General features: G+C 68.6%; 24 protein-coding genes. 4 read left to right on the top strand and 20 right to left on the bottom strand.

The features are described 5' to 3' along the window. Window positions 1-100: 100 nt before the first annotated feature. The 12 genes from QSJ95_RS10570 to flgB are packed head-to-tail and all read right to left on the bottom strand — an operon-like array spanning window position 101 to window position 10,466. The gene (locus tag QSJ95_RS10570) at window positions 101-1,135 is read right to left on the bottom strand and encodes a hypothetical protein (protein ID WP_285642218.1); all 1,035 of its coding nucleotides are present in this window, start codon (window positions 1,133-1,135) and stop codon (window positions 101-103) included. A 13-nt stretch (window positions 1,136-1,148) separates the two neighbouring features. Beyond that, window positions 1,149-2,063 carry a flagellar hook-associated protein FlgL gene (gene flgL, locus QSJ95_RS10565; protein ID WP_249916917.1) on the bottom strand — a complete coding sequence of 305 codons (915 nt, stop codon included), beginning with the start codon at window positions 2,061-2,063 and terminating at the stop codon, window positions 1,149-1,151. A gap of 32 nt (window positions 2,064-2,095) precedes the next feature. Further along, window positions 2,096-3,463 carry a flagellar hook-associated protein FlgK gene (gene flgK / locus QSJ95_RS10560; protein WP_285642212.1) on the bottom strand — a complete coding sequence of 456 codons (1,368 nt, stop codon included), beginning with the start codon at window positions 3,461-3,463 and terminating at the stop codon, window positions 2,096-2,098. Beyond that, complete coding sequence (locus QSJ95_RS10555; RefSeq protein ID WP_285642211.1) at window positions 3,460-4,425, bottom strand: lytic transglycosylase domain-containing protein; 966 nt, start codon at window positions 4,423-4,425, stop codon at window positions 3,460-3,462. The genes flgK and QSJ95_RS10555 overlap by 4 nt, the downstream gene beginning before the upstream one ends. A gap of 9 nt (window positions 4,426-4,434) precedes the next feature. Continuing rightward, entirely contained in the window at window positions 4,435-5,538 is a 1,104-nt protein-coding gene (locus tag QSJ95_RS10550) for a flagellar basal body P-ring protein FlgI (RefSeq protein WP_074986158.1), read from the bottom strand. Window positions 5,539-5,551: 13 nt separating this feature from the next. Then, window positions 5,552-6,214: a flagellar basal body L-ring protein FlgH gene (flgH, locus tag QSJ95_RS10545; protein ID WP_043313434.1), complete on the bottom strand. Its 663-nt coding sequence runs from the start codon at window positions 6,212-6,214 to the stop codon at window positions 5,552-5,554. A gap of 5 nt (window positions 6,215-6,219) precedes the next feature. Further along, on the bottom strand, window positions 6,220-7,005 hold the full coding sequence (flgG, locus tag QSJ95_RS10540; protein WP_009622739.1) for a flagellar basal-body rod protein FlgG: 786 nt from the start codon (window positions 7,003-7,005) through the stop codon (window positions 6,220-6,222). 53 nt (window positions 7,006-7,058) lie between these two features. Further along, window positions 7,059-7,784 carry a flagellar basal body rod protein FlgF gene (locus tag QSJ95_RS10535; RefSeq protein WP_043271832.1) on the bottom strand — a complete coding sequence of 242 codons (726 nt, stop codon included), beginning with the start codon at window positions 7,782-7,784 and terminating at the stop codon, window positions 7,059-7,061. A 9-nt stretch (window positions 7,785-7,793) separates the two neighbouring features. Further along, window positions 7,794-8,981: a flagellar hook protein FlgE gene (gene flgE, locus QSJ95_RS10530; protein ID WP_285642208.1), complete on the bottom strand. Its 1,188-nt coding sequence runs from the start codon at window positions 8,979-8,981 to the stop codon at window positions 7,794-7,796. A gap of 20 nt (window positions 8,982-9,001) precedes the next feature. Beyond that, window positions 9,002-9,667, bottom strand: coding sequence for a flagellar hook capping FlgD N-terminal domain-containing protein (locus tag QSJ95_RS10525; protein WP_285642207.1), 666 nt, complete (start codon window positions 9,665-9,667; stop codon window positions 9,002-9,004). Next, the gene (flgC, locus tag QSJ95_RS10520) at window positions 9,664-10,095 is read right to left on the bottom strand and encodes a flagellar basal body rod protein FlgC (RefSeq protein WP_009622747.1); all 432 of its coding nucleotides are present in this window, start codon (window positions 10,093-10,095) and stop codon (window positions 9,664-9,666) included. Before flgC ends, QSJ95_RS10525 begins: the two co-directional genes overlap by 4 nt. Before the next feature lie 2 nt (window positions 10,096-10,097). Further along, window positions 10,098-10,466 (bottom strand): flagellar basal body rod protein FlgB, encoded by a 369-nt coding sequence (flgB, locus tag QSJ95_RS10515; protein ID WP_009622749.1) that lies wholly within the window; start codon window positions 10,464-10,466, stop codon window positions 10,098-10,100. A 264-nt stretch (window positions 10,467-10,730) separates the two neighbouring features. On the opposite strand from flgB, the gene flgA reads away from it, so the two are divergent. From flgA to QSJ95_RS10495, 4 genes are all read left to right on the top strand, one after another. Then, the gene (gene flgA / locus QSJ95_RS10510) at window positions 10,731-11,354 is read left to right on the top strand and encodes a flagellar basal body P-ring formation chaperone FlgA (protein WP_285642202.1); all 624 of its coding nucleotides are present in this window, start codon (window positions 10,731-10,733) and stop codon (window positions 11,352-11,354) included. Window positions 11,355-11,879: 525 nt separating this feature from the next. Beyond that, on the top strand, window positions 11,880-12,764 hold the full coding sequence (gene lafA / locus QSJ95_RS10505) for a lateral flagellin LafA (protein WP_285642200.1): 885 nt from the start codon (window positions 11,880-11,882) through the stop codon (window positions 12,762-12,764). A 218-nt stretch (window positions 12,765-12,982) separates the two neighbouring features. After that, complete coding sequence (locus QSJ95_RS10500; RefSeq protein ID WP_285642199.1) at window positions 12,983-13,828, top strand: winged helix-turn-helix domain-containing protein; 846 nt, start codon at window positions 12,983-12,985, stop codon at window positions 13,826-13,828. Beyond that, the gene (locus QSJ95_RS10495) at window positions 13,825-14,286 is read left to right on the top strand and encodes a hypothetical protein (RefSeq protein ID WP_285642197.1); all 462 of its coding nucleotides are present in this window, start codon (window positions 13,825-13,827) and stop codon (window positions 14,284-14,286) included. Before QSJ95_RS10500 ends, QSJ95_RS10495 begins: the two co-directional genes overlap by 4 nt. On the opposite strand, the gene QSJ95_RS10490 is transcribed toward QSJ95_RS10495, so the two are convergent. From QSJ95_RS10490 to fliD, 8 genes are read right to left on the bottom strand one after another with little or no spacing between them, the layout of a single operon-like run. After that, window positions 14,253-15,230 carry an OmpA family protein gene (locus QSJ95_RS10490; protein WP_285642195.1) on the bottom strand — a complete coding sequence of 326 codons (978 nt, stop codon included), beginning with the start codon at window positions 15,228-15,230 and terminating at the stop codon, window positions 14,253-14,255. The genes QSJ95_RS10495 and QSJ95_RS10490 overlap by 34 nt on opposite strands. Next, on the bottom strand, window positions 15,227-16,099 hold the full coding sequence (gene motA, locus QSJ95_RS10485; protein WP_043313286.1) for a flagellar motor stator protein MotA: 873 nt from the start codon (window positions 16,097-16,099) through the stop codon (window positions 15,227-15,229). Before motA ends, QSJ95_RS10490 begins: the two co-directional genes overlap by 4 nt. A gap of 3 nt (window positions 16,100-16,102) precedes the next feature. Continuing rightward, the gene (locus QSJ95_RS10480; RefSeq protein ID WP_009622762.1) at window positions 16,103-16,834 is read right to left on the bottom strand and encodes a FliA/WhiG family RNA polymerase sigma factor; all 732 of its coding nucleotides are present in this window, start codon (window positions 16,832-16,834) and stop codon (window positions 16,103-16,105) included. Between the two features lie 10 nt (window positions 16,835-16,844). Further along, on the bottom strand, window positions 16,845-17,330 hold the full coding sequence (locus QSJ95_RS10475; protein ID WP_009622764.1) for a flagellar basal body-associated FliL family protein: 486 nt from the start codon (window positions 17,328-17,330) through the stop codon (window positions 16,845-16,847). 40 nt (window positions 17,331-17,370) lie between these two features. Further along, on the bottom strand, window positions 17,371-18,477 hold the full coding sequence (locus QSJ95_RS10470) for a flagellar hook-length control protein FliK (protein ID WP_285642191.1): 1,107 nt from the start codon (window positions 18,475-18,477) through the stop codon (window positions 17,371-17,373). A gap of 2 nt (window positions 18,478-18,479) precedes the next feature. Further along, a complete protein-coding gene (locus QSJ95_RS10465; RefSeq protein ID WP_249920127.1) occupies window positions 18,480-18,803 on the bottom strand; it encodes a hypothetical protein in 324 nt (107 codons plus the stop codon). After that, window positions 18,787-19,182: a flagellar export chaperone FliS gene (gene fliS / locus QSJ95_RS10460; RefSeq protein WP_009622771.1), complete on the bottom strand. Its 396-nt coding sequence runs from the start codon at window positions 19,180-19,182 to the stop codon at window positions 18,787-18,789. Before fliS ends, QSJ95_RS10465 begins: the two co-directional genes overlap by 17 nt. Beyond that, window positions 19,179-20,486, bottom strand: a complete 1,308-nt coding sequence (fliD, locus tag QSJ95_RS10455) for a flagellar filament capping protein FliD (protein WP_043313279.1) — start codon at window positions 20,484-20,486, stop codon at window positions 19,179-19,181. Before fliD ends, fliS begins: the two co-directional genes overlap by 4 nt. Window positions 20,487-20,611 lie beyond the last annotated feature (125 nt).

The following is a 20,611-nucleotide window of genomic DNA, read 5'->3' as shown; positions in this document are numbered from 1 at the left end:
CCGTCATTGTCAAGGGTGCGGACGGAGCCTTCCTGTCCGTCGTCTGCGAACTGGGACCGTCGATCGGCCCCAGGGTTCGGCGCAGCTTAACAAGCCCGGCTCAAGAAAGCAGGCTGACCACCGCGAAACGGCTCAGGTTGGCCTGGGCCACCACGGTCTGGGTCACCGCCGCGTAACTGGAGCCGCTGTCGCGCACCAGGTTGAATACCGACGCCGCGTAGTCCTGCGCCCATTGCTGCTCGTCGCGGTCGGCCTGGCGGGCGAGGAACTCGCGGATCTCGCCCTGGCGCTGGCGCAGCTGATCGCGCAGGGTGCCGATGCGGTCCAGCGCGTCTATCACCTGGTCGAGCATGTGGCGCAGTTCGCGCTGGTCGCTGCCGGCCAGGCTCTGCGGCAGGTCCAGCAGGCGCTGCTCGCGGGTGCGGGCAGGGCTGGCGCGGTCCTTGGCGAAGCGTTTGCCCTCCCCCTGCACATTGAGCTGGCCGCCCTGCTTGCGCCAGTCGGCCTCGGCCATGGAGAAAGTCAGCCTGCCGTCGGCGTCGAGTTCCGCGCGGATGCCGCTGGATGCCAGGCCGACGTTGAAGCTGCGCAGCAACTGCTGGTCGCTCATGGCGTCGTCCAGCACTACCACGCCGGGTTCGCCCTGGGCGCGGCCGGTCTGGAACAGCAGGGTCTCGCGGCCGCCTGCGCGGGCTTCGTCGAGGGTGGCCAGGCCGTCGATGGCGAAGCGGGTGCGCGCCGCTTCGTGCAGGTGCAGGTCGAGGTTGGCGTCCAGCCCGCCGGCGCTACGCTCGCGGCGTTGCGCCAGCAGCTCGGCGGCCTGCTGCAGCGGCTGCTCCAGTTGCTTGCGGTTGCCGCCCTGGCCGCTGCCCAGCTCGCGGCCCAGGCTGAGCTTGAGCTGGTTGAGGCGGTCGGCCAGCTCGCCCAGGTAGCCTTCGGCGCTCTGCATGGCGCTGAGCTGCTGGTTGAGCTGGATGCTGAAGCCGGCGGCCTTGCCCGGGCTGCGCTCGCCAGTGCTGGCCGCGCTGCGCGCCGGCTTGCGCTGGCGCAGGGTGCGCTCGCCCACCGCCGGCGGCGCCTGGCGCGGCTGGCCGTCGATGGCGGCGACCGCCGGGAACGGGTTCTCGACCTTCATCGCGCCAGTGTCCTCAGAGCAGGCTGAACAGCGACAAGCCGTTGACCGTCAGGTAGGTCTTCTGCGTCGCCTGCAGGGCCAGCTTGTAGTTGCCCAGGTCGATGCTGGCCTTGGCGTAGTCCAGCGCCGAGAGGTCGCCCTCGACCTTCTGGTTGACCAGGGAGATGTCCTGGTTGCTGTTGTCCAGCAGGGTCAGGGTGTTCTGCCGCCCGCCCAGGTCGGTGATGGCCGACAGCAGCTTGCCGTGGCTGTCGTCCAGCAGGTCGAGGGTAGCCGCGATGCTCTGCTGGATGGCCGGGTCGCTGCTGTCCAGGGCCGGGTCCTGCAGCTTGGCCACCAGGGCGTGGAGGCCGTTGAGCAGGTCCATGCCGTTGCCGAACAGCGGGCGGATGGCGACGTTCTCGTCGACCATCACGCCGTTGGCCACCACCGCCTGGCGCGTCTTGTCGTTGCCGGTGGCGCTGTAGGTGCCGCTGGCCTCGTCGTAGGTCACCGCCGGCTGGTCGGTGAGGGTGCCGGAGAACAGGTAGCGGCCCTCCTCGTCCTTGACGTTGAGGTAGCTGACCAGGGTCTTCTCCAGGTTCGACAGCTCGCCGGCCATGGCGCCGAGCTGCTCGTTGGCGTTGGAGCCGTTGGCCGCCCACAGCAGCAGGTCGCGGATGTCCAGCAGGGTGTCGGAGGTGGACTGCAGGTTGGTTTCCTGGATCGACAGGTTGCCCGAGACCCCGGCGATGTTGCTGCCGTACTGGGCCAGGCTGGCCTCCGAGCGCTGGATGCGCAGGATGCGCACCGCGGCGATGGGGTCGTCCGAGGGGTGCTGGATGCGGTTGCTGCTGGACATCTGCTGCATCAGCTGCGACATCTTCTCGGTGTTGCGGCTCATCGAGTCCAGGAGGATGGCGGTGCTCTGCGAATTGGTGATGCGCATGGGGCGTCTCGTCGGGTGGCGGGCTACGGCGTTCAGAAGGCCGCGAGCATGCTGTCGAACAGGTCCTTGGCGGTGCTGATGACCTTCATGTTGGCCTGGTAGGCCTGCTGGTAGGTCATCAGGTTGACCGCCTCCTCGTCCAGGTTCACCGCGCTGACGCTGTCGCGCTGGTTCTGCGCCTGCTGCGTCACGGTCTTGGCGGTGTCCAGGTCGGCCTGGTTCTGCCGGCTGTCGCTGGCCACCCGGCCGATCAGCCCGGCGTAGGCGTCGTTGAGCGTCACCTGATTGCCGTCGAGGGTGATGACATGGCTCTTCAGGTCGATCAGCTTCAGCAGGTTGCCGTTGTTGCCCTTCTCCCCGGCGCTGTCGGACAGCGCCAGTTCGGTGGGCTGCAGGCCGGTGAGGCTGAGCAGCTTGCCGGTGCTGCCGGGGTTGGCCTGCAGCAGCGCCTGGCCGGGGTTGCCGTTGAGGTCATAGCCGCCGGCCAGGGTGGAGTTGACCAGGTCGGCGACCTGGGTGGCCATCTGCGCCAGGCTGTCGAGGTTCGGCCGCAGGGTCTGGTATTCGGTGTCGTACAGCGCGCCCATGGCGCCGCCCAGGTCCTGCTGGTGGATGGCGAACTGGGTGCCGGCGAAGGCCAGGCTGACGTCCTGTTCGCCGCTGCTGGTCAGGCTGACCTTCAGCTGCGCGGCGGAGGCACCGGCCACCAGCGGCTGGCCGTTGGCCAGGGACACCGAGACCGAGCCGTCGGCGGCGGCGCTGGTGCGGATGCTGCTGTACTGGCTGAGCTGGGTGATCAGCGCGTCGCGCTGGTCCTGCAGGGCCGAGGGGTCGGCGGCGGCGGACTGCGCGGCGACGATCTTCTTGTTCAGCAGGGCGATGTTGCCGGTCAGGCCGTTGATCTCGCCGACCATGGTGCCGCGCTGTTCCTGCAGGGACTTGAGCTGGGTGTCGAGGTTGCCGGAGAGGGTGTTGAAGCGCTGCGCCAGGTTGCCGGCCTCGGCGATGATCTGCTGGCGCAGGGCGGTGGAGTCCGGGGTGGCGCTGGCCTCGCTGAGGGCGGCGAAGAAGTTGTCGAGGCCGACGCTGATGCTGGCGCCGTCGCTGGACATCAGGTCCTCCAGCGCGCCCAGGTACTGCTGGGCGTTGCTGTAGTAGTTCTGCGCGGTGGTGGCGCGCCACAGCTGCTGGTTGAGGAAGTCGTCGGACATGCGCCGGATGCCGGTCACCTTCACCCCGCCGCCGGGGCTGAGCGAGCCCTGCCCGCCGAGGGAGCTGGTGAGCACCGACAGGCGGCTGAACCCGGGGGTGTTGACGTTGGAGGTGTTCTGCCCGGTGATCGACAGGCCGATCTCCGAGGCGCGCACGCCGCTGTAGGCGATCTGCGTCAAATTGCTCACGACTGCTTCCCTTTGGGCTGAAGGCGGATCGGTTGGGCGAAGGCGGCGGAGAGTGCCTGGTGTTGCCTGCCCTGCTGCTGATAGGCGACCGGTTCGGCCGCCGGCTTAAGCGGCGCCGGCGCTGCGGCCTGGCCGCGGCGATCGAGGTCGTCGAGGATGCCGCGGGTGTAGCGGCGGGTTTCCTCGAAGGGGATGCGTTCGATCCAGGCCTCGCCGCTGATCTCGCCGCGGCGCGGGTCGCCGTTGCTCTTCAGCCACTCGTCCACCCGGCCGGGGCCGGCGTTGTAGGCGGCCAGGGCCAGGGCGCGGTGGCCGTCGTAGCGCTGCAGCATTTCGTCGAGGTAGGCGCTGCCGAGCTGGCGGTTGTAGGCGCCGTCCTGGGTCAGGCGCTGCGGGTCGAACTCCAGGCCCAGCTTGGCGGCCATTTCCCGCGCGGTGTCGGGCATCAGCTGCATCAGGCCGCGGGCGCCCTTGGGCGAGACGGCGGCGACGTCGCCGGCGGATTCGTGGTCGATCAGGCTGTCCACCAGCTCGCCGAAGGCCGCGCTGCCGCGTTGCCAGAGCCGCCCGGCGGCCTGCACGCCGCGCTGCCAGTCGGCCGCCACGGCCTGCTGCAGGCTGCGCGGCAGGCCCAGTTGATCGCCACCGGCCAGCGCCTCGCCGCGGCTGTCGGAGTCGTGGCCGGAAAGCTGGCGCACCAGCAGCGCGGCGATGCCGGTCTGCTTGCGCTCGGCCAGGCTGTCGGCGAGCACGCCGTCGTAGAAGTCGCGCAGGGTGTCCAGGTCGCGGCTGCGGCCGATGCCGCCGGCCGAGAGCACGTCGCCGGCCTTGCGCATCTGCTTGAGGATCTGCTGCAGGAACAGCGCCTCGAACTGCTCGGCGGCCGCCTCCAGGCGCGCCTGGGGGTTGCCGTCCTGGCCGCGCGCGGCGTTCAGCGCGGTGGGGAGTGAAACGATGCTCATGCGCGCGCCCTAGATGATGATGAGTTCGGCGTTCAGCGCGCCGGCCTTCTCCAGCGCCTGGAGAATGCTCATGACGTCGTCCGGGGTGGCGCCGAGGCTGTTCACGGTGTCGATGATGCCCTGCAGGCTGGCGCCCTCGGGCCAGCGGAACATCGGCTTCTTGTCCTGGGCGACGTTGACGTCGGACTGCGGCGTGACCGTGGTGCGGCCGCCGGAGAACGGCGCCGGCTGGCTGACCTGGGGGTTCTCGCTGATGGTCACGGTGAGGCTGCCGTGGGACACCGCGGCGGCCTTCACCCGCACGCCCTGGCCGATGACCACGGTGCCGGTGCGGCTGTTGAACACCACCTTGGGCCGTTCGCGGCCTTCCTGCACCTCCACGCCTTCGAGCAGGGCCATGAAGCTGGTGCGCTGGTTGGCCGAGACCGGCGCGCGCACGCTGACCTTGGTGCCGTCCAGGGCCTGGGCGCTGCCGGCGCCAAGCAGGTTGTCCAGCGCGGTGACGATGTGCGCGGCGGTCTGGAAGCTGGGCTGGCGCAGGTTGAGCATGATGTCCGGGCGGCTGGCGAAGTCGCTGGGGATCATCCGTTCGACGGTCGCGCCGTTGGGGATGCGCCCGCCGTTGGCGGTGTTGATGGTCACGCTGGAGCCGCTCTGGCCGCTGGCGTTGAGGCCGCCCACGGCCACCGCGCCCTGGGCCAGGGCGTAGGTTTCGCCGTCGATGCCGCGCAGCGGCGTGAGCAGCAGCTGGCCGCCGCGCAGGCTCTTGGCGTCGCCCAGCGAGGACACGGTGACGTCCACCGTCTGCCCGGGGCTGTACGAGGGCGGCACTTCGGCGGTGATGCTCACCGCGGCGACGTTCTTCAGCTTGGGGTCGATGTTGGCCGGCAGGTTGACGCCGAACTGCTTGATCATGTTCACCACCGACTGGCTGGTGAACTTCACCTGGGTCTTGTCGCCGGTGCCGTCGAGGCCGACCACCAGGCCGTAGCCGATCAGCTGGTTGCCGCGGATGCCCTCCACGTCCACCAGTTCCAGCAGCGGCACGGCGCGACTCGCCAGGGGCCAGCAGAACAGCGTCAGCGGCAGCAGGTACTTCAGGATGGCTCGCATGGCCGGCAGCGCCTCACAGAGGGAACAGGGGGTGGGTGAAGAAGCGCGTCAGCCAGCCGGCCGAGTTGCTGTCGTTGAGCACGCCGCGCCCGGCATAGGAGATGTTGGCGTTGGCGACGTTCTGCGAGGACACCTGGTTGTTGCGGTTGATGTCTTCCACCCGCACCAGGCCGGTGAGGCGGATGAATTCCGAGCCCTGGTTCAGGCGCAGGTTCTTCTCGCCGCGGACCACCAGGGTGCCGTTGGGCAGCACCTGGTGCACGGTCACCGCGATGGCGCCGCGCAGGGAGTTCTGCTGCTCGCTCTTGGCGTCGCCCTTGAAGTCCCGCGAGCTGTCCGCCGAGCTTTCCAGGCGGTCGTAGCTGTGGCCGAGGATGGTGGGGATGCCGATGCCCAGGCTGGAACTCTTGTCGAAGCTGGTGCCGGCGCTCTTGCTCGACTGCGTCTGCTCCTCCAGCACCACGGTGAGCACGTCGCCCACGCGCAGGGCGCGCTGGTCCTGCACCAGGCCGCCGTAGTAGCCGGGGCGGTACAGCCCGCCGCCGGTGGTGGGCGGCAGGCTGTAGTCGAGGGTCGGCGGCTGGTAGGCGCTGGAGTCCTCTTCCGGGAGCATCTCGTTGAAGCTCGCGCAGCCGCCCAATAGCAGCAGGGCGAGCAGCGTCGGCAGGCGGCTCATGGCGGTCATACGGTCTGGTTGAGGAACTGCTGCATGCCGGAGGCGGCGTCCAGTACCTTGGCGTTGGCCTCGTAGGCGCGCTGGATGGCGATCATGTTGACCATGGCCTCCACCACCTGCACGTTGGAGCCTTCCAGCACGCCCTGCTTGAGGGTGCCCAGGCCGTCTTCGCCGGGCACGCCTTCCACCGGCTGGCCGCTGGCCACGGTCTCGCGGTAGAGGTTGCCGCCCAGGGCCTCCAGGCCCGCCGGGTTGGTGAAGTTGACCAGGGTGATCTGGCCCAGCTGGGTCGGCTGCGTCTCGCCGGCCATGATCGCGGTGACGGTGCCGTCGCTGCCCACGGTGAAGCTGCTGCTGCCGGCCGGCACCTCGATGTTGGGGATCAGCGGCAGGCCCTGGGCGTTGACCACCACGCCGTCGGAGTTGAGCTGCAGCTGGCCGTTCTCGGTGTACAGGGTGTCGCCGTTGGGCGCTTCCACCTGGAAGAAGCCGCGGCCGACCACGGCCAGGTCCATCGGCTGCCCGGTGGTCTGCATGCTGCCTTCGGTGAACACCTTCTGCGTGCCGGCCACGCGCACGCCGCTGCCCAACTGGATGCCCGAGGGCACGGTGTTGACCTGGTCGGCCTGGGCGCCGGGCTGTCGGTCGATGGAATAGAACAGGTCCTCGAAGACCACCCGGTCGCTCTTGAAGCCGGTGGTGTTGACGTTGGCCAGGTTGTTGGCCACCGCCGACAGCGCGGTGTCCTGCGCGGCCAGGCCGGTCTTGCTCACCCACAGTGCCGAACTCATGCGGTATCTCCTTCGCGGGCCGCGCGCAGCGCGGCCGGGTTGTACGGGGCGCGTCAGTCGCGCAGCAGGCGGTCGCCGGCGGACGCCATGTCCTCGGCGGCCTTCATCATCTTCACCTGGGTCTCGAACATGCGGTTCAGGCTCATGGTCGCGGTGAGCTGGTCGATCGACGACACGTTGCTCGCCTCCAGGTACCCGCTGACCAGGCGCACGTTTTCGGTGGCCTCGGCCGGCTGGCCGTCCTTGCGCACCAGCAGGCCGGCGGCGTTCTTCTGCAGCTCGGCGGCCGGGGCGTCGACCAGCTTGATGCGGTCCACCTCGGTCATCAGGTAGTCGCCTCGGGGCATCACCGAGACGGTGCCGTCCTCGCCAATGTTCACGCTGTCGTACTCGGGCAGGACGATCGGGCCGCCCTCCCCCAGCACCTGGCGGCCGTTGATGGTCAGCCGCCCCTCGCTGTCGACGACCATGCTGCCGTGGCGGGTGTAGGCCTCGCCCTCGCCGTCCCGCAGGGCGATCAGGCCCTGGCCGCGGATGGCGAAGTCGAGGTCGCGGCCGGTCACCGTTAGGGTGCCGGGGGCCATGTCGACGCCGTTGTTCTCCAGGCGCGCCAGGTGCCGGCTGTCGTAGCCGTAGCCGCTCACGTCCACGGCGCTGACGCGCTCCATGTCGGCGCGGAACCCCGGGGTGTTGGCATTGGCCAGGTTGTTGGCGCGCACCTGCAGCGACTGCAGGGTGCGGCTGGCGGCGCTCATCGCGGTATAGGCCAGGCGGTCCATGGGTCAGCCTCAGACGGCGCCGAACAGCGCTTGGGTGAGTTCCTTGTCGGTGGTCAGCACCTTGGTGTTGGCCTGGTAGTTGCGCTGGCCTTCCATCAGGCTCACCAGTTGCGCGGTGAGGTCGACGTTGGAGCCTTCCAGCGCGCCGGCCACCAGGTCGCCGAACTGGCCGCCGCCGGGGGCGCCCACCAGCGGGCCGCCGGAGGCCGAGGTCTCGGTCCAGGCGGTGCCGCTGACCGCGCGCAGGCCCTCGGGGTTGACGAAGCTGGCCAGCACCACCTGGCCCTGCAGCAGGCGCTGGCCGTTGCTGTAGTTGACGTAGACCATGCCGTCCTCGTCGACGGTCAGGCCGGTCTTGTCGCCGGAGGCATAGCCGGAGGCCTTGTTGGTGGTGACGGCGAAGTCGGAGCCGTACTGGGTGGTGCCGGTGTAGTCGACGTTGATCGCCAGGGCGTTCACGCCGCCGGCCAGGCCGCCGACGTTGAGGGTGATGGGCGCGCTGGGCGAGGTCAGCATGCCGGCGCTGTCGAAGCTCAGCGCCTGGGTGCCCACGGCGTTGCCGTCGGCGTAGTAGTGGCTGGTCCAGGTGTTGTCGCCAGTCTTCACGAAGTACTGCGTCAGGGTGTGTTCCTTGCCCTGGGAGTCATAGACCTTGGTGGTGTAGGTGGAGTTGTAGGTGGAGGCGTCGGCCGGGTCGAAGGCCAGGGCCGGCACTTCGCCGTCGGCGTCGAGGTTGGCGACGAAGTCCAGGCTGTCGGTGGCCTTGGCCGGCAGGCTGGCGGTCTTCACCTGCAGGTCGCCGAGCACGCCGGCCTGCAGGTTGCCGGCGGCGTCCACCGAGTAACCCTGCAGGCGCTGGCCGGAGGCGTTGACCATGTAGTTGGCGTTGTCGGTGTTGAACACCCCGGCGCGGGTGTACTGGGTCTCGCCGGTGGCGCTCTTGACCATGAAGAAGCCGGTGCCGGAGATGGCCAGGTCGAGGTTGCGGCTGGTGTTGGTGAGGCTGCCGCCGAGGCTGATGCTCTGGGTGCTGCCCAGCACTTCCACGCCCATCGCCTGGCTGTCGGCGTAGACGCTGCCGAACTCTGTGCGCGAGGACTTGAAGCCGACGGTGCCGACGTTGGCGATGTTGTTGCTGACGGTGTCCAGCTGCTCGCTGACGGCGTTCAGCCCGGTCAGGGAAATATTGAAGCTCATCGGGGTTCTCCTGGGCGGGATCAGGCAGCCGCGCTGCCGAATTCGACGATGTTGTAGAAGGGCACGGAACCGGCGCCCTCGACTTCCAGTACCGGGCCGCTTTCGCTGACGCGCACGTGGCTGACCTTGCCGCCGACCTCGACCTTGGGCTTCTCGCCGCTGCTGGTCTCGACCTCGACGCTGTACTTGCCCGGCGCCAGGCCGAGCTTCCGCGGGTCGACGCTGAAGGCCACGCTGCCGGCCTCCTGCGGGCCGAGGGCGAGCTTGGTCACCTCGCCGGTGGCGGCGCTGGTCAGCTTCAGGGTGGTGCTGGTGGAGGCATGCTCCAGCTGCACCTGGCCGTCGACCACGGCGTCGTCCAGCTGCAGGCTGTCCACCGAGACCATCACCTTCTGCCCTACCAGGCCGGCGGCGGTGAGGTTCTGCAGGTTGTCGGCGAGTACCAGGCTGTTCTTCTGGATGGTGTTGAGGTTCTCCAGGCTCTGCACCTGGGACAGCTGCGAGTACTGGTTGACGAACTGGGTGCTGTCCACCGGGTCGGTCGGGTCCTGGTACTGGATCTGCGCGACCATCAGGGTGATGAAGTTGTTCTGCAGCTGCGACACGTCGGTCAGGTTGACGCCGACGCTGTCGCCGCCAGTGCTGCTGCCGCTGGCGGAGTTGGTGCCGTTGACACTGCTGGTCATGACTGTTCTCCCAGCTTCAGCAGGCCCTGCTGCATGCTGCGTACACGGTTGAGGACATCGACACTGGTCTCGAAGCTGCGGGTGGCCGACATCATGTCGGTCATTTCCTCGATCTCGTTGACGTCCGGGTAGTAGACGTAGCCGTCGCGGTTGGCCAGCGGGTTGTTCGGCTCGTAGCGGCGCTGCGGCTCGGTGCCGGAAGTCACCACGTCCAGCACCTGCACGCGGGCGCCGCCCATGCCGGCGTCGCGCACCAGTTCGTCGTTGCCGTAGACGGCGGCGAACATCGGCTTGCGCGCCTTGTACGCGGCATCGGCGCTGGAGGCGGCGGAGTCGGCGTTGGCCAGGTTGCTGGCCACGGTGTTCAGGCGCACGGTCTGCGCGGTCATCGCGGAACCGGCGATGCGGTAGATGGAGTCCAGTGCCATGCTCAACGTCCTTCGATGGCCTGCTTGAGGCCGCGGAACTTCATGCCGAGGAAGGTCAGGCTGGTCTGGAAGCCCATGGCGTTGCGGGCGAACTCCGACTGCTCCACGCCCTGCTCGACGGTGTTGCCGTCTTCCGACGGCTGGTTGGGGATGCGGTACTTCAGCTGCGCGTCGTCGTCGGCGAAGGCCAGGCCGGCGTCCTCGGCCTGCGGGTCGAGGCGGCGCATCTCGCCGGCAAAGTCGATATCGCGGGCGAGGAAGCCCGGGGTGTCCTGGTTCGCCAGGTTGGCGGCGAGTATCTCGCTGCGCTGGGTGCGCACCTGCAGCGCACGCACGTGCACGGCGAGGGATTCTTCTACCCGTATGCTCATCGGTGGCTGTCTCCGGCCTGACTCTTGCTGGCGTCCCCTTCAGCAGGAACCGTGCCTAACTTGAGAACAGCGAGCGAAGCCTTGATTTCACTGACCTCCAGCCCACACCGCCAACCCCCGGCCGCCCCCCGGCTTCCGCTTTCGCGTCGCCTGGCGGGCCGGGGCGGAAAAAGCCTTTCCGCCCTCTTCCTGGTCCTCGCCGCCGGCCTGGCCAGCCCCACGGGCGAGGCCGCCGGCGAAGCCCGCGCTCAGGTCGAACAGGCGGTGAGCGCGCAACTGGACGCCCAGCTGCGCGAAGAAGCCCGGCGCAACGGCTGGCAGGGCCTGCGCAGCCAGTTCAGCCACGAATTGCTCGGCAGCCTGCCGCCAGCGCCCTGCAGAACGCCGCTGCAACTGCAAAGGCGCAGCGACGAACCCTCGGCCCTGGCCCGCCAGCGCTATGAAGTGCGCTGCGCGGACGGCGCCGGCTGGGCGGTGACGGTCAGCAGCCAGGCCGATGCCTTCCTGCCGGTGCTGGTGAGCGCCGCCATCATCGACCGCGGCCAGGTCCTGGGCGCCGGCGACCTGAAGCTGCAAGCGCAGAACATCGCCCGCGCCCACCACGGCTTCTTCACCCGCCCCGAACAGGTCATCGGCCAGGGCGCCCGCCGCCGCCTGCGCGCCGGCCAGCTGCTCACCCCGCAGGTGCTCAGCGGCGCGCAACTGGTCAAGCGCGGCCAGCAGGTCCGCATCAACGCCAGCCGCGACGGCATCCAGGCCAGCACCCCGGGCCAGGCCCTGGCCAACGGGCAGCAGGGCGAAGTGATCAAGGTGCGCAACCTGAGCAGCGAGAAAGTGATCCAGGCGCGGGTGGTCGAGGCGGGGGTGGTGAGCAGCACCTTCGAATGAAAGAGCCCGTAGGAGCGGGCCCTGCCCGCGATTCGCGCGCAGGGCGCGCTCCTACAGGGGAATGACGCGGGTGGGGCAGCGTAGGAGGATCTCATCCGCGAATCGCGCCGATACCCCCGGCTATCGCGGACAAGGTCCGCTCCTACGGGGGAGGAATACCGTGCCCCCCGGCAATCTGTAGGAGCGGGCCCTGCCCGCGATTTCGCGCGCAGGGCGCGCTCCTACAGGGGAATGACACGGGTGAGGCGGCGTAGCGGATCTCATCCGCGAATCGCGCCGATACCTCTGGCTATCGCGGACAAGGTCCGCTCCGTTCGTGCGTCCCTGGTGCGGCTGGAGCAGTTGCCTTGTCGATCGCGCCGAGGTGCTCTTCGTAGGAGCGGGCCCTGCCCGCGATGCCCTCTTCCCGCCTCCCGCAAGAATTTCTCGAATCGGCCCTTAAGCCCTTTTCCATCCCGGTCGCCCTACCCCTTCAGCAGGCGATCAAAGCCGGCTTTACACAAGCCCAATCCGAGGATTCATTCCATGGCTCTGTCGATCCATACCAACTATTCCGCCCTGACCACCCAGACCAACCTGAACAAGACCAACGCCAAGCTGGCCACCAACCAGCAGCGCCTGGGCACCGGTTACCGCGTGAACAGCGCCGCCGACGACGCCGCCGGCCTGCAGATCGCCACCCGCCTGGACGCCCAGTCCCGCGGCATGGCCGTGGCCACCCGCAACGTCAACGACTCCGTGTCCCTGCTGCAGACCGCCGAAGGCGCCTTCAGCGAGATGACCGACATCGTCCAGCGCATGAAGGACCTGGCCACCCAGTCGGCGAACGGCACCAACAACACAGATGACCAAGACTCCATGCAAGCCGAGTACGACGAGTTGGGCAAAGAGCTGGCCAATATCATGAAGAACACCAGCTATGCAGGCTCCAACCTCTTCTCCGACGGCAGCACCACCGACGGTACCGGCGGCAAGTTCTCCGACGCCGTCAAGTTCCAGATCGGGGCCAGTAGCGGCGAAGTCCTGAGCCTGGACGCCAAGGACAACGTCTCAGCTGTGGCGACTGCTCTCGGCGATATCTCCAAAACCTACGGCGATGACACTCTGACGGGTGATGAAATCAATGCTACCAACGCCAACGGCATGATCGACAAGCTGAGCGACGCCCTGGACAGCATCGGCACCCTGCGCGCCCAGTTCGGCGCCAACATCAACCGCCTGAACCACACCGCCAACAACCTGGCCAACATGAAGGACAACACCGACGTGGCCAAGGGCACCATCATGGATGCCGACTTCGCCTCCGAATCGGCGGCCATGACCAAGAACAGCATGCTGATGCAGTCCGGCATCTCCATGCTCAAGCAGGCCGGCCAGATGCCGGGCATGGTCATGTCCCTGCTGGGCTGATCCGCCCCGCGCAACTGACCGAAAGCAAACGCCCCGACCCGTTCGGGGCGTTTGCCGTTGGGGCCGGGGAATCCGGCGACGCGAGTGGAATTAGCAATCTGTCAAGCAAGAAAGGTATAGAAATGGGACTTGTCTCTACATTTTATTGACGCCAGAATGTCGTCCCTCTTCATCAGAACCGATACGAATTCGTACAGGGACAGGCTGCCAGACGCTTCATGGACATGATTCAGATCACGCCCGTCGCCGACGCCCGCCCCCTTCCCGCCCGCCTCATCCGTACCGGCCTGGCCGACGGTTGCCTCGCCCACTTCCAGCCCGAGCTGTACCAGTTGGTGCTGCAGCGCGAGGGTTTCGAGGAAAAGGTCGAGCTGGGCTTCTCCGGCAGCCGCCTGCTCGAACGCCTGCTGCGCGAACCCGGCGAGGTGGTGGCGCGCGACGAATTGCTGGCCCACGCCTGGAGCGACCGGGTGGTCGGCCAGGGCAGCCTCAACCAGCAGATCTACACGCTGCGGCAGATACTCGGCGACGAGAAGCGCCGCGAGATCATCCAGACCCTGCCGCGCCGCGGCTACATGCTCAACCCGCGCTTCGCCGTGCGCGCACCGGTCGAAGCCGAGGACGCGCCCCTCCCCGATCAGGAACCGGCCCCGGCCGCCATGCCCGCCACCCCGCCGCTGCGACCGGCCCGCCGCTGGCGCAGGCCCGAGCTGCTGGCCGTGGCGGCGCCGCTTCTGCTGATTGGGCTGGCCCTGGCCGCCACGCTGCACTATGCCCTGCAGCGAACCCAGGACCTGCGCGCGGACCTGGACATCGGCAACAAGCATTTCACCTATTTCGATGCGCGCGCCCAGGGCCTGGCCCAGCTGCGCGAGCGCACCGGCGCCCTGAGCGCGCGCCTGGCCGCGCTGAGCGAGCAGCCCGCGCAATTCACCCTGTCGCGCCATGCCGGCTTCTACGAAGTGGCCTGCAGCAGCGCCCAGGCCTCCACTCGCCTGCTGCTGATCCACCAGGACCAGCTCGCCCGCCTGGGCGACGAGCAACTGCGGAGCTGCCTGCCATGAAGCGTCTGCACCTGCTCGCCGGCAGCGCAATGCTGAGCCTGGGCCTGTTCAGCGGGATGACCGCCACCTGGCTCAACTACCGCTCCGCCAGCGAGTTCGACGGCCGCTACCGCAGCAGCGGCCAGCTGATCCTCGCCGACGGCCGCGTCCTGCGCCTGGAGCACAGCCTGCTGCTGCGCGACGGCCGCTTCTATGCGGTGACGCGCCAAGGCGATACCGTGCAGAAGACCTCCGGCCACGTCGAGTCGGGCTTCCTCGACCACCTGCGCCTGCGCGTGGAAAAGAGCGAGCTGGCCGAACTGCAGCAGGCCACGCAGCTGGACAACGAGCTGCTGTTCAACCTGCTCTACGGCAGCGACAACGACAGCGTGCTGAACCTACAGCCCCACGGCGACTGCCTGTTAGCCGAGGAAACCCGCCAGCTCTATTGTGCCGAGCGCTTCGCCGGCGAGCCCTGATCAAGGCTTGGCCGCAGAGGCCCCTGCCCACCATTGAACTTCGCCCCCTCGGAACCGACCTGCACACGCGCCTGTTCGTCGCTGAACAACTGGCGGTACAGCTGCTCGGCGCTGTCGGTCAGCAACAACAGTTCGATGCGACGGTTGGCGCCGTTCTGCGGGTCCTCCGGCAGCAGCGGCATGCCGTCGGCCTGGGCGGTCACCTGGAGCACGTTGTTCGCCGGCAGGCCGGCGTCCACCAGCACGTTGCGCGCCTGCAGGGCGCGGTCGCCGGAGAGGTTCCAGTTGTTGTAGCCGTTGGCCCCGCGGTAGGGCACGGCGTCGGTGTGGCCGCTGAGGATCAGGCGGTTGTCGACCTTCGCCAGCACGCCGCCCAGGGCCGCCAGCAGCGTGCGGAAATGTGGATCGAGGATGGCGCTGCCGCGGGGGAACATGAAGCGCTTGGGGTCGTCCTTGATCAGCACGCGCAGGCCCTGGGGCACCACCTTGACCTCGATGTTGGCCAGCGCGTCGGTCTGCGCGGAAACCGCGCGGATCAGCGCCGCCAGCTCCTGCAGGTCGACGCTGGAATCGTAGTGGCGCGGCTCGCTGCCCTCGCCCGGCTGGCTGCCGTCGACGCTGGCGCGGGTGCCCTCGGGCGTGCGCGGCGGGTTCTGCGGCTGCACCGGCATGGGCAGGCCGTCCAGTTCCACCGGCGTGCGGCTGGAGCCGTCGAACACCCCGGCGCCGCCGTCCACCAGCGGGTTGCTCTGCAGGTCGCCCACCGCCGGGTTCTGCACCACGCTGCGCGGCTGCACGATCCACAGCACCATGAACAGCGCCATCATCGCCAGGGTGAAGTCGGCGAAGGCCACCTTCCAGGCGGAGCTGTGTTCCTCGGCGTGGCCCTTCTTGCTGCGCCGCTTGATGATGACTTCGTGGGGCTGCTCGCCACGCTTCCTCATGCCGCTTCCCTTTCATCCTCGTACTGGTTGACCCAGGTCTCGAGCTGGCGGAAGGCCGGCTTGACGTCCTGCTCGATCAGCTTGCGCCCGGCGTCCACCGCCAGCAGCGTGGGCTTGCCGGCGACGTGGGCGACCAGGGTGGTGCGCACGCATTCCAGCGCCGAGAGTTCGGTCTTCACCCGCTGGGCCATGGCGTTGGACAGCGGGTCGAGCAGGCAGTAGCAGAAGAAGATGCCGAGGAAGGTGCCCACCAGCGCCGCGGCCACGTGGGCGCCCACCTCGCCGATGGTGCCGCCGATGCTGCCCATGGTGATGATGATGCCCATGATCGCCGCCAGGATGCCGAAGCCGGGCATGGCCTCGCCGACCTTGTGCAGCGACTTCGACGGCTGCAGCAGGGCGTGCTCCATGGCGTCCAGCTCCTGTTCGAGGAAGCCTTCCAGCTCGTGGGCGCTGATCTTGCCCATGGCCATCAGGCGGAAGTTGTCGGCGATGAAGGCCATCAGGTTCCTTTCCTGGAGGATCAGCGGGTAGCGGGCGAACAGCTCGCTCTGCTCCGGCTCCTCTATGTGCTCGTCGAGCACCTTCAGGCCGCCTACCTCGACCATCTCCAGCAACTGGTAGAGCAGCATCAGCAACTGGCGCTGGAACTCCTCGCCGCGGCGCTTGTAGACGAACACGCCCTTGACCTGGGAGAGCATCTCCAGCAGCACCTCGCGCGGGTTGGCCACCACCAGGCTGCCCAGGCCGGCGCCGAGGATGATGACCACCTCGGCCGGCTGCCAGAGCACGCGCATGTCGCCGTTGGCCATGGCGTAGCCGCCCAGGACGCAGGCGACGATGATCAGCGCGCCTATGACTTTCTGCATGATTCAGCTTCTCTCGCTCAGGTAGCGGCAGGCCTTGTTCAGCGCCTGCTTGCTCAGTTGACAGACCCGGGCGTCGCTCACGTCGAGCACCAGGGCGATTTCCTTCAGGCTCAGCTCGTGCTGGTAGTACAGCGTCAGCACCAGGCGCTCGCGCTCGTTGAGCTGAGCCAGGGCCTGGGCCAACATGCGCTCGCGCAGCACTCGCGCCTCCAGCGCCGACTCGCCGTCCACCAGGTTCTCCAGGCCTTCGCCGAGCAGCGCGTCGAGGCTCTCGATAGCCTCGCAGGCCTCGGCCTGCAGGTAGTCCTGGTAGGCGCGCTCGTCGAGCCCGGTGTGGGCGAGGATTTCCTTGTCCGTGGGCACCCGTCCCAGGCGCCGGGCCAGCTCGCGGATGCCGTCGCGCACCTTGTGCGCCTGCAGCCGCACCTGGCGCGGACGCCAGTCCTGGCGGCGCAGCTCGTCGAGGATGGCGCCGCGGATGCGCAGCACGGCGAAGCCGGCGAACTGCTCGTCGGGCGTGCCGTAGCGGCGCAGGCTTTCCAGCAGGCCCATCAGGCCGATCTGCTCCATGTCCTCGCGGTCCAGCACCTGGTTGGCCTGCAGCGACAGCTGGCTGACCACCCGCCGCACCAGCGGCAGGTAGCGCATCAGCCATTGCTGCTCGGCGCCCGGGGCGAAGGCCGGGTGGCCCGCCTCGGCGGGGTTGCGGTAGTCGAGGGCGCAGTGGGCGTTCATGGGCGGGCCCCTATTGCACGATCAGCTTGCTGACCAGCACGTGCTGGAAGGGCGCGGCCACCTTGCGCGTGGCGAAGTCGGCCAGCAGCACCTGCTCCAGCTCGCCCTGCAGCGCCGGGATGCTCTTGCCGCGCAGCTGCTCGTAGGTCAGCGCGGACAGGTGCGCCACCGCCGAGTTGCGCACCACGGGGTCGATCTGCTGCAGCTTCTTCTGCTCGGTGCCCAGCTCGGCCTGCAGCACCAGGTCGAGCACGAAGTAGTGCTCGCGGCCATCGCTGCCCGGCAGGCTGACGATGATCTTGTTGACCGGGAAGAACTCGTATTCGCCCGGTGCTTCCTCCTCCTGCGCAGCGTCCTGCCCGGCGCCGGCCGCCTCGCCGGCCTTGGCCTGGGCGGCCAGCAGCGGGCGCGCCAGGTACCAGGTGCCGGCCACGCCGCCGGCGGCGATCAGCAGATTCAGAACAGTGAACAACAACATGATGCGGCGCATCGTCATGACGGTTTCCCGATCCTCGGTTTGCATTGATTGCCCGGCGCTAGACGGTGACCAGCACGTCGCCCGGGCGGCGTGCCTCGTCTGGCGCCGCTTCGGGTTCCAGAACTGCCGCGCGGCGCGGCGCGTCATCCAGCCAGGGCGCCGGGCGTCCCTGCTGGGCCTGTTGCTGTTGCGCCTGCTGCTGGCCGGCGCGGCCGTCGGAGACCTGCACCTCCACCGGCTGCTGGCTGGCCCCGGCGATGTCCTGGCGCAGGCGTTCGGCGCCCTGTTGCAGCAGGCGCGCGACGTCGCCCTGGGCGGCGTGGATCTGCACCGTCAGGCCGGCGTTGTCCCGGCTCAGGTAGATTTCCAGGCGCCCCAGTTCCGGCGGGTCCAGGCGGATGGCGGCGCTCTGCTGGTTGTGCCGCAATTGCAGTTCGACGTTGTCGCGCAGGGCATTGAGCAACTGCTCGCCCCAGCGCTCGGCCGGCGCCTGCAGGTTCAACTGGCGCTCGGGCACGTGGCTGGCCGGCAGCGGCTGGGCATCGCTCGCCACGGCCGGGGCGTTCGCCTGCACCGGCGCAGCGCTCGGCTGCGCCTGGCCGGCGAGCTTGTCGAGCTGGCTGCGCAGCAGTTCGTCGCCGGCGGTGTCGGTCTTCGCCAGCGGCGCTTCATCGGCCTTGGCCGGCAGGGCCAGGCTCGGCAGCGGCTGGCCCTGGGCCGGCGTCGGCGCGGCCTCGAGCATGCCCTGGGGCAATTGCGGCAGCGGCAGGTTGGCGGGCAAGCCACGGGATAGCGGGGCGCTCGCGACATCGCCGGCCTGGCCGGCATCGCGGGCCTGCAGCGTCACCTCGCGCTGGCCGAGCATGCTGGCCAGCCATTGCTCGGCGCCCGGCAAGGCGCCCAGGCTCGGGTCGGGCTGCGGCTGCGCATCCTGCGATGCGGCCGGGTCGGCAGGGCTCGATGGCGTTTCCGGCGGCGCCTCGGCCGCTTCCGCGCCCTTGGCCAGTTGCGCGGCGAAGGCCGGCAGCACCTCGCCCGCCGCCTCCGAGCCCCTGGCGGCAACACCTTCGGCCATCTGCCCGGCACCCATGGCGGGCACGGCCGGCAAGGGCGCGTCCTTGCCCGGCGCGGCGTCCGCGGCCAGGCGGCTGTTCAGCTGCAACACTGTCATCTCCCGGCCAGCAGGCGATCTATCTGCATGTAGGCGGAGCGCCCTTCGGCGTACTCCAGGTGGCTCGCCAGCAACTGGCGCAGGCGCTCCACCTCCTGCGCGCAGGCGCGCCGCGCCTGCTCGTGCAACTGCTGCAAACGGCGCTTGGCCTCCATGCCGGCGGCGTCCAGCGCGGGGCCGGCGGCCAGGCGTTCGAGCAGCGCGCGGATGGCGCCGTCCACCTCGCCCAGGTTCGCCCACTCGCCGCGCGCCAGCACCTCGCCCAGGCGCGCGTGGAGGCTGCGCAGCGCGTGCACGCGCGGGTCAGCCACGGGCGGCATGGACACCGGCCCAGCCTTCGCGCAGGGTGCCGAGCAGGCCGGCCACCTCGTCCAGGCCCTCCAGCGACAGGTTCACGCTGACGTCCGAGAGGCGGTAGATGCAGTAGTCGTAGAGCCGCGCCAGGTCCTGCACCACCTGCCCGCCGGCCTCGTAGTCGAGGGCGCTGGACAGGCCGTTGAGGATGTTCATGCACTTGTCCAGGGAGCGGCCCTTGTGCTGGAAGCGCTTGGCCTCGATATGCCCGCGGGCGCGGGCCAGTTCGTCGAGCAGGCCGTCGAACAGCACCAGCACCAGCTCGTAGGGCGATGCCGCGGCGGCGCGCGCCTCCAGGTCCGTGGTGCGGTAGCTGTCGTAGCCTTCGTTCATCGAATAGGTCATGTGAACATGCTGGAGGTCTGGTCCATGGAATTCATGACTTGCATGAGGTTGGTGTACTGCTTGAGGTAGCGCGCGTACGAGTTGTTGTAGCGCGTCTGCAGGTCGTCGAACTGGTCGTCGATGTCGGCCAGCTTGTCGTTCAGGCTGTTCACCCGCGAGGTCAGCAGGCCGCTGGTGGAGCTGGTGTAGGTCTTGAGCGCGCTGCTCAGGCTGTCGATCAGGTTGCCCTTGTCGCTGAACAGCTGCTCGAAGCCGTCGGCGTTCTGCGCCAGGGCCTTCTCCAGCTTGCTGCTGTCGAGGGTCAGCTTGCCGCTGCTGTCGGCGCTGACGCCGTAGCCGATCAGGTTGACGCCGCCGAAGCTGGTGCGGATCAGGCCGTTGACCGCCGACTTGATCGCCTGCACCGCCGAGTCTCCGGCCAGCGCGCCGCGGGTTGTGCTGCCGCTGCCGCTTGCGGTCAGCGTGCCGATGCTGCTCATCAGGGTGTTGTAGGCATCCAGGAAGCCCTGCAGCTTCTTGCTGGTGGCGTCCTTGTCGCGGCCGATGTCGAGGCTCAGCGGCGCCTCGGCCGGGTCGCTGACCTTGGTGAAGGTCAGGCTCACGCCGTCGATGGCCTTGTCGAAGGTGTTGCTGGCGTTGCGCAGCTCGATGCCGCCCTGCCCGCCCAGGTAGACGATGGCGTCCTGGGCGCTGGAAAGCTGCTTGCGGGCATCGATGGAGCCCTGCATCGCGGCATTGCTGCTGGACAGAGTGATGGCCTGGTCCTCGCCGCTCTCGTCGCTGGTCAGCACCAGGTTCACCGCGCCGTCGCTACGCACCAGGGTGGCCTTGACCCCGGTGTTGTCGGAAGCGCCGTTGATGGCCGAAGCCAGGGCGCTGAGGCTGGTGATGCCGCTCATGTCGATCCTGAAGCTGTCGCTGCCCTGGCCGATGGTCAGCTCGCCGCTGCCCAGGTCGCCGTCGCTCAGGCCCTGCAGGGCCACCTGGTCCTTGGCCGCCAGCTGCTTGACGAAGAACTGGTAGCTGCCGGAAACCGCGGTGGAACCGACACTGGCGGTGGCATAGCCCTCGGCGCTGAAGGTGGCGCTGTTGACCAGCATGTTGCTGGTGCTGCTGGAACTGCTCTTGAGCCCACTGACCGCCGAGGAAAAGGTGCTCAGCGCCGACTTCAGCTGGGTGACCGCGGACAGCTCGCTGTTGTAGCTGGTCTTGTTGCGGTTCAGCCGCGTCTGCGACGCCTGGATGTCGTACTGGGCCAGCTGGGTCGCCATCTGCTGGACGTAATCGGAATCTATGGTTGCCATGGTCGGGTACCCCTTTGCGAGCCTGGGAGCAATATCGGTGCCAACGCCTGGAAGGCCCGTATTCCGGGCATTGCGGGCAAGGACGAGGTGAAAGGACGCTTCCGCCCGAAGGAACCGGAAGCCGG

It is taken from the genome of Pseudomonas sp. NBRC 100443 (genome assembly GCF_030268185.1).
Classification (GTDB): domain Bacteria; phylum Pseudomonadota; class Gammaproteobacteria; order Pseudomonadales; family Pseudomonadaceae; genus Pseudomonas; species Pseudomonas citronellolis.
This window is presented reverse-complemented; position numbering and strand designations above follow the sequence as displayed.

What these genes read in the sequence shown, in the direction of transcription:
- QSJ95_RS10570 (WP_285642218.1), bottom strand. Translation starts at nt 1,135, where the DNA reads ATGAAGGTCGAGAACCCGTTCCCGGCGGTCGCCGCCATCGACGGCCAG.
- flgL (WP_249916917.1), bottom strand. Translation starts at nt 2,063, where the DNA reads ATGCGCATCACCAATTCGCAGAGCACCGCCATCCTCCTGGACTCGATG.
- QSJ95_RS10555 (WP_285642211.1), bottom strand. Translation starts at nt 4,425, where the DNA reads ATGAGCATCGTTTCACTCCCCACCGCGCTGAACGCCGCGCGCGGCCAG.
- QSJ95_RS10550 (WP_074986158.1), bottom strand. Translation starts at nt 5,538, where the DNA reads ATGCGAGCCATCCTGAAGTACCTGCTGCCGCTGACGCTGTTCTGCTGG.
- flgH (WP_043313434.1), bottom strand. Translation starts at nt 6,214, where the DNA reads ATGAGCCGCCTGCCGACGCTGCTCGCCCTGCTGCTATTGGGCGGCTGC.
- flgG (WP_009622739.1), bottom strand. Translation starts at nt 7,005, where the DNA reads ATGAGTTCGGCACTGTGGGTGAGCAAGACCGGCCTGGCCGCGCAGGAC.
- QSJ95_RS10535 (WP_043271832.1), bottom strand. Translation starts at nt 7,784, where the DNA reads ATGGACCGCCTGGCCTATACCGCGATGAGCGCCGCCAGCCGCACCCTG.
- flgE (WP_285642208.1), bottom strand. Translation starts at nt 8,981, where the DNA reads ATGAGCTTCAATATTTCCCTGACCGGGCTGAACGCCGTCAGCGAGCAG.
- QSJ95_RS10525 (WP_285642207.1), bottom strand. Translation starts at nt 9,667, where the DNA reads ATGACCAGCAGTGTCAACGGCACCAACTCCGCCAGCGGCAGCAGCACT.
- flgC (WP_009622747.1), bottom strand. Translation starts at nt 10,095, where the DNA reads ATGGCACTGGACTCCATCTACCGCATCGCCGGTTCCGCGATGACCGCG.
- flgB (WP_009622749.1), bottom strand. Translation starts at nt 10,466, where the DNA reads ATGAGCATACGGGTAGAAGAATCCCTCGCCGTGCACGTGCGTGCGCTG.
- lafA (WP_285642200.1), top strand. Translation starts at nt 11,880, where the DNA reads ATGGCTCTGTCGATCCATACCAACTATTCCGCCCTGACCACCCAGACC.
- QSJ95_RS10500 (WP_285642199.1), top strand. Translation starts at nt 12,983, where the DNA reads ATGGACATGATTCAGATCACGCCCGTCGCCGACGCCCGCCCCCTTCCC.
- QSJ95_RS10495 (WP_285642197.1), top strand. Translation starts at nt 13,825, where the DNA reads ATGAAGCGTCTGCACCTGCTCGCCGGCAGCGCAATGCTGAGCCTGGGC.
- QSJ95_RS10490 (WP_285642195.1), bottom strand. Translation starts at nt 15,230, where the DNA reads ATGAGGAAGCGTGGCGAGCAGCCCCACGAAGTCATCATCAAGCGGCGC.
- motA (WP_043313286.1), bottom strand. Translation starts at nt 16,099, where the DNA reads ATGCAGAAAGTCATAGGCGCGCTGATCATCGTCGCCTGCGTCCTGGGC.
- QSJ95_RS10480 (WP_009622762.1), bottom strand. Translation starts at nt 16,834, where the DNA reads ATGAACGCCCACTGCGCCCTCGACTACCGCAACCCCGCCGAGGCGGGC.
- QSJ95_RS10475 (WP_009622764.1), bottom strand. Translation starts at nt 17,330, where the DNA reads ATGACGATGCGCCGCATCATGTTGTTGTTCACTGTTCTGAATCTGCTG.
- QSJ95_RS10465 (WP_249920127.1), bottom strand. Translation starts at nt 18,803, where the DNA reads ATGCCGCCCGTGGCTGACCCGCGCGTGCACGCGCTGCGCAGCCTCCAC.
- fliS (WP_009622771.1), bottom strand. Translation starts at nt 19,182, where the DNA reads ATGACCTATTCGATGAACGAAGGCTACGACAGCTACCGCACCACGGAC.
- fliD (WP_043313279.1), bottom strand. Translation starts at nt 20,486, where the DNA reads ATGGCAACCATAGATTCCGATTACGTCCAGCAGATGGCGACCCAGCTG.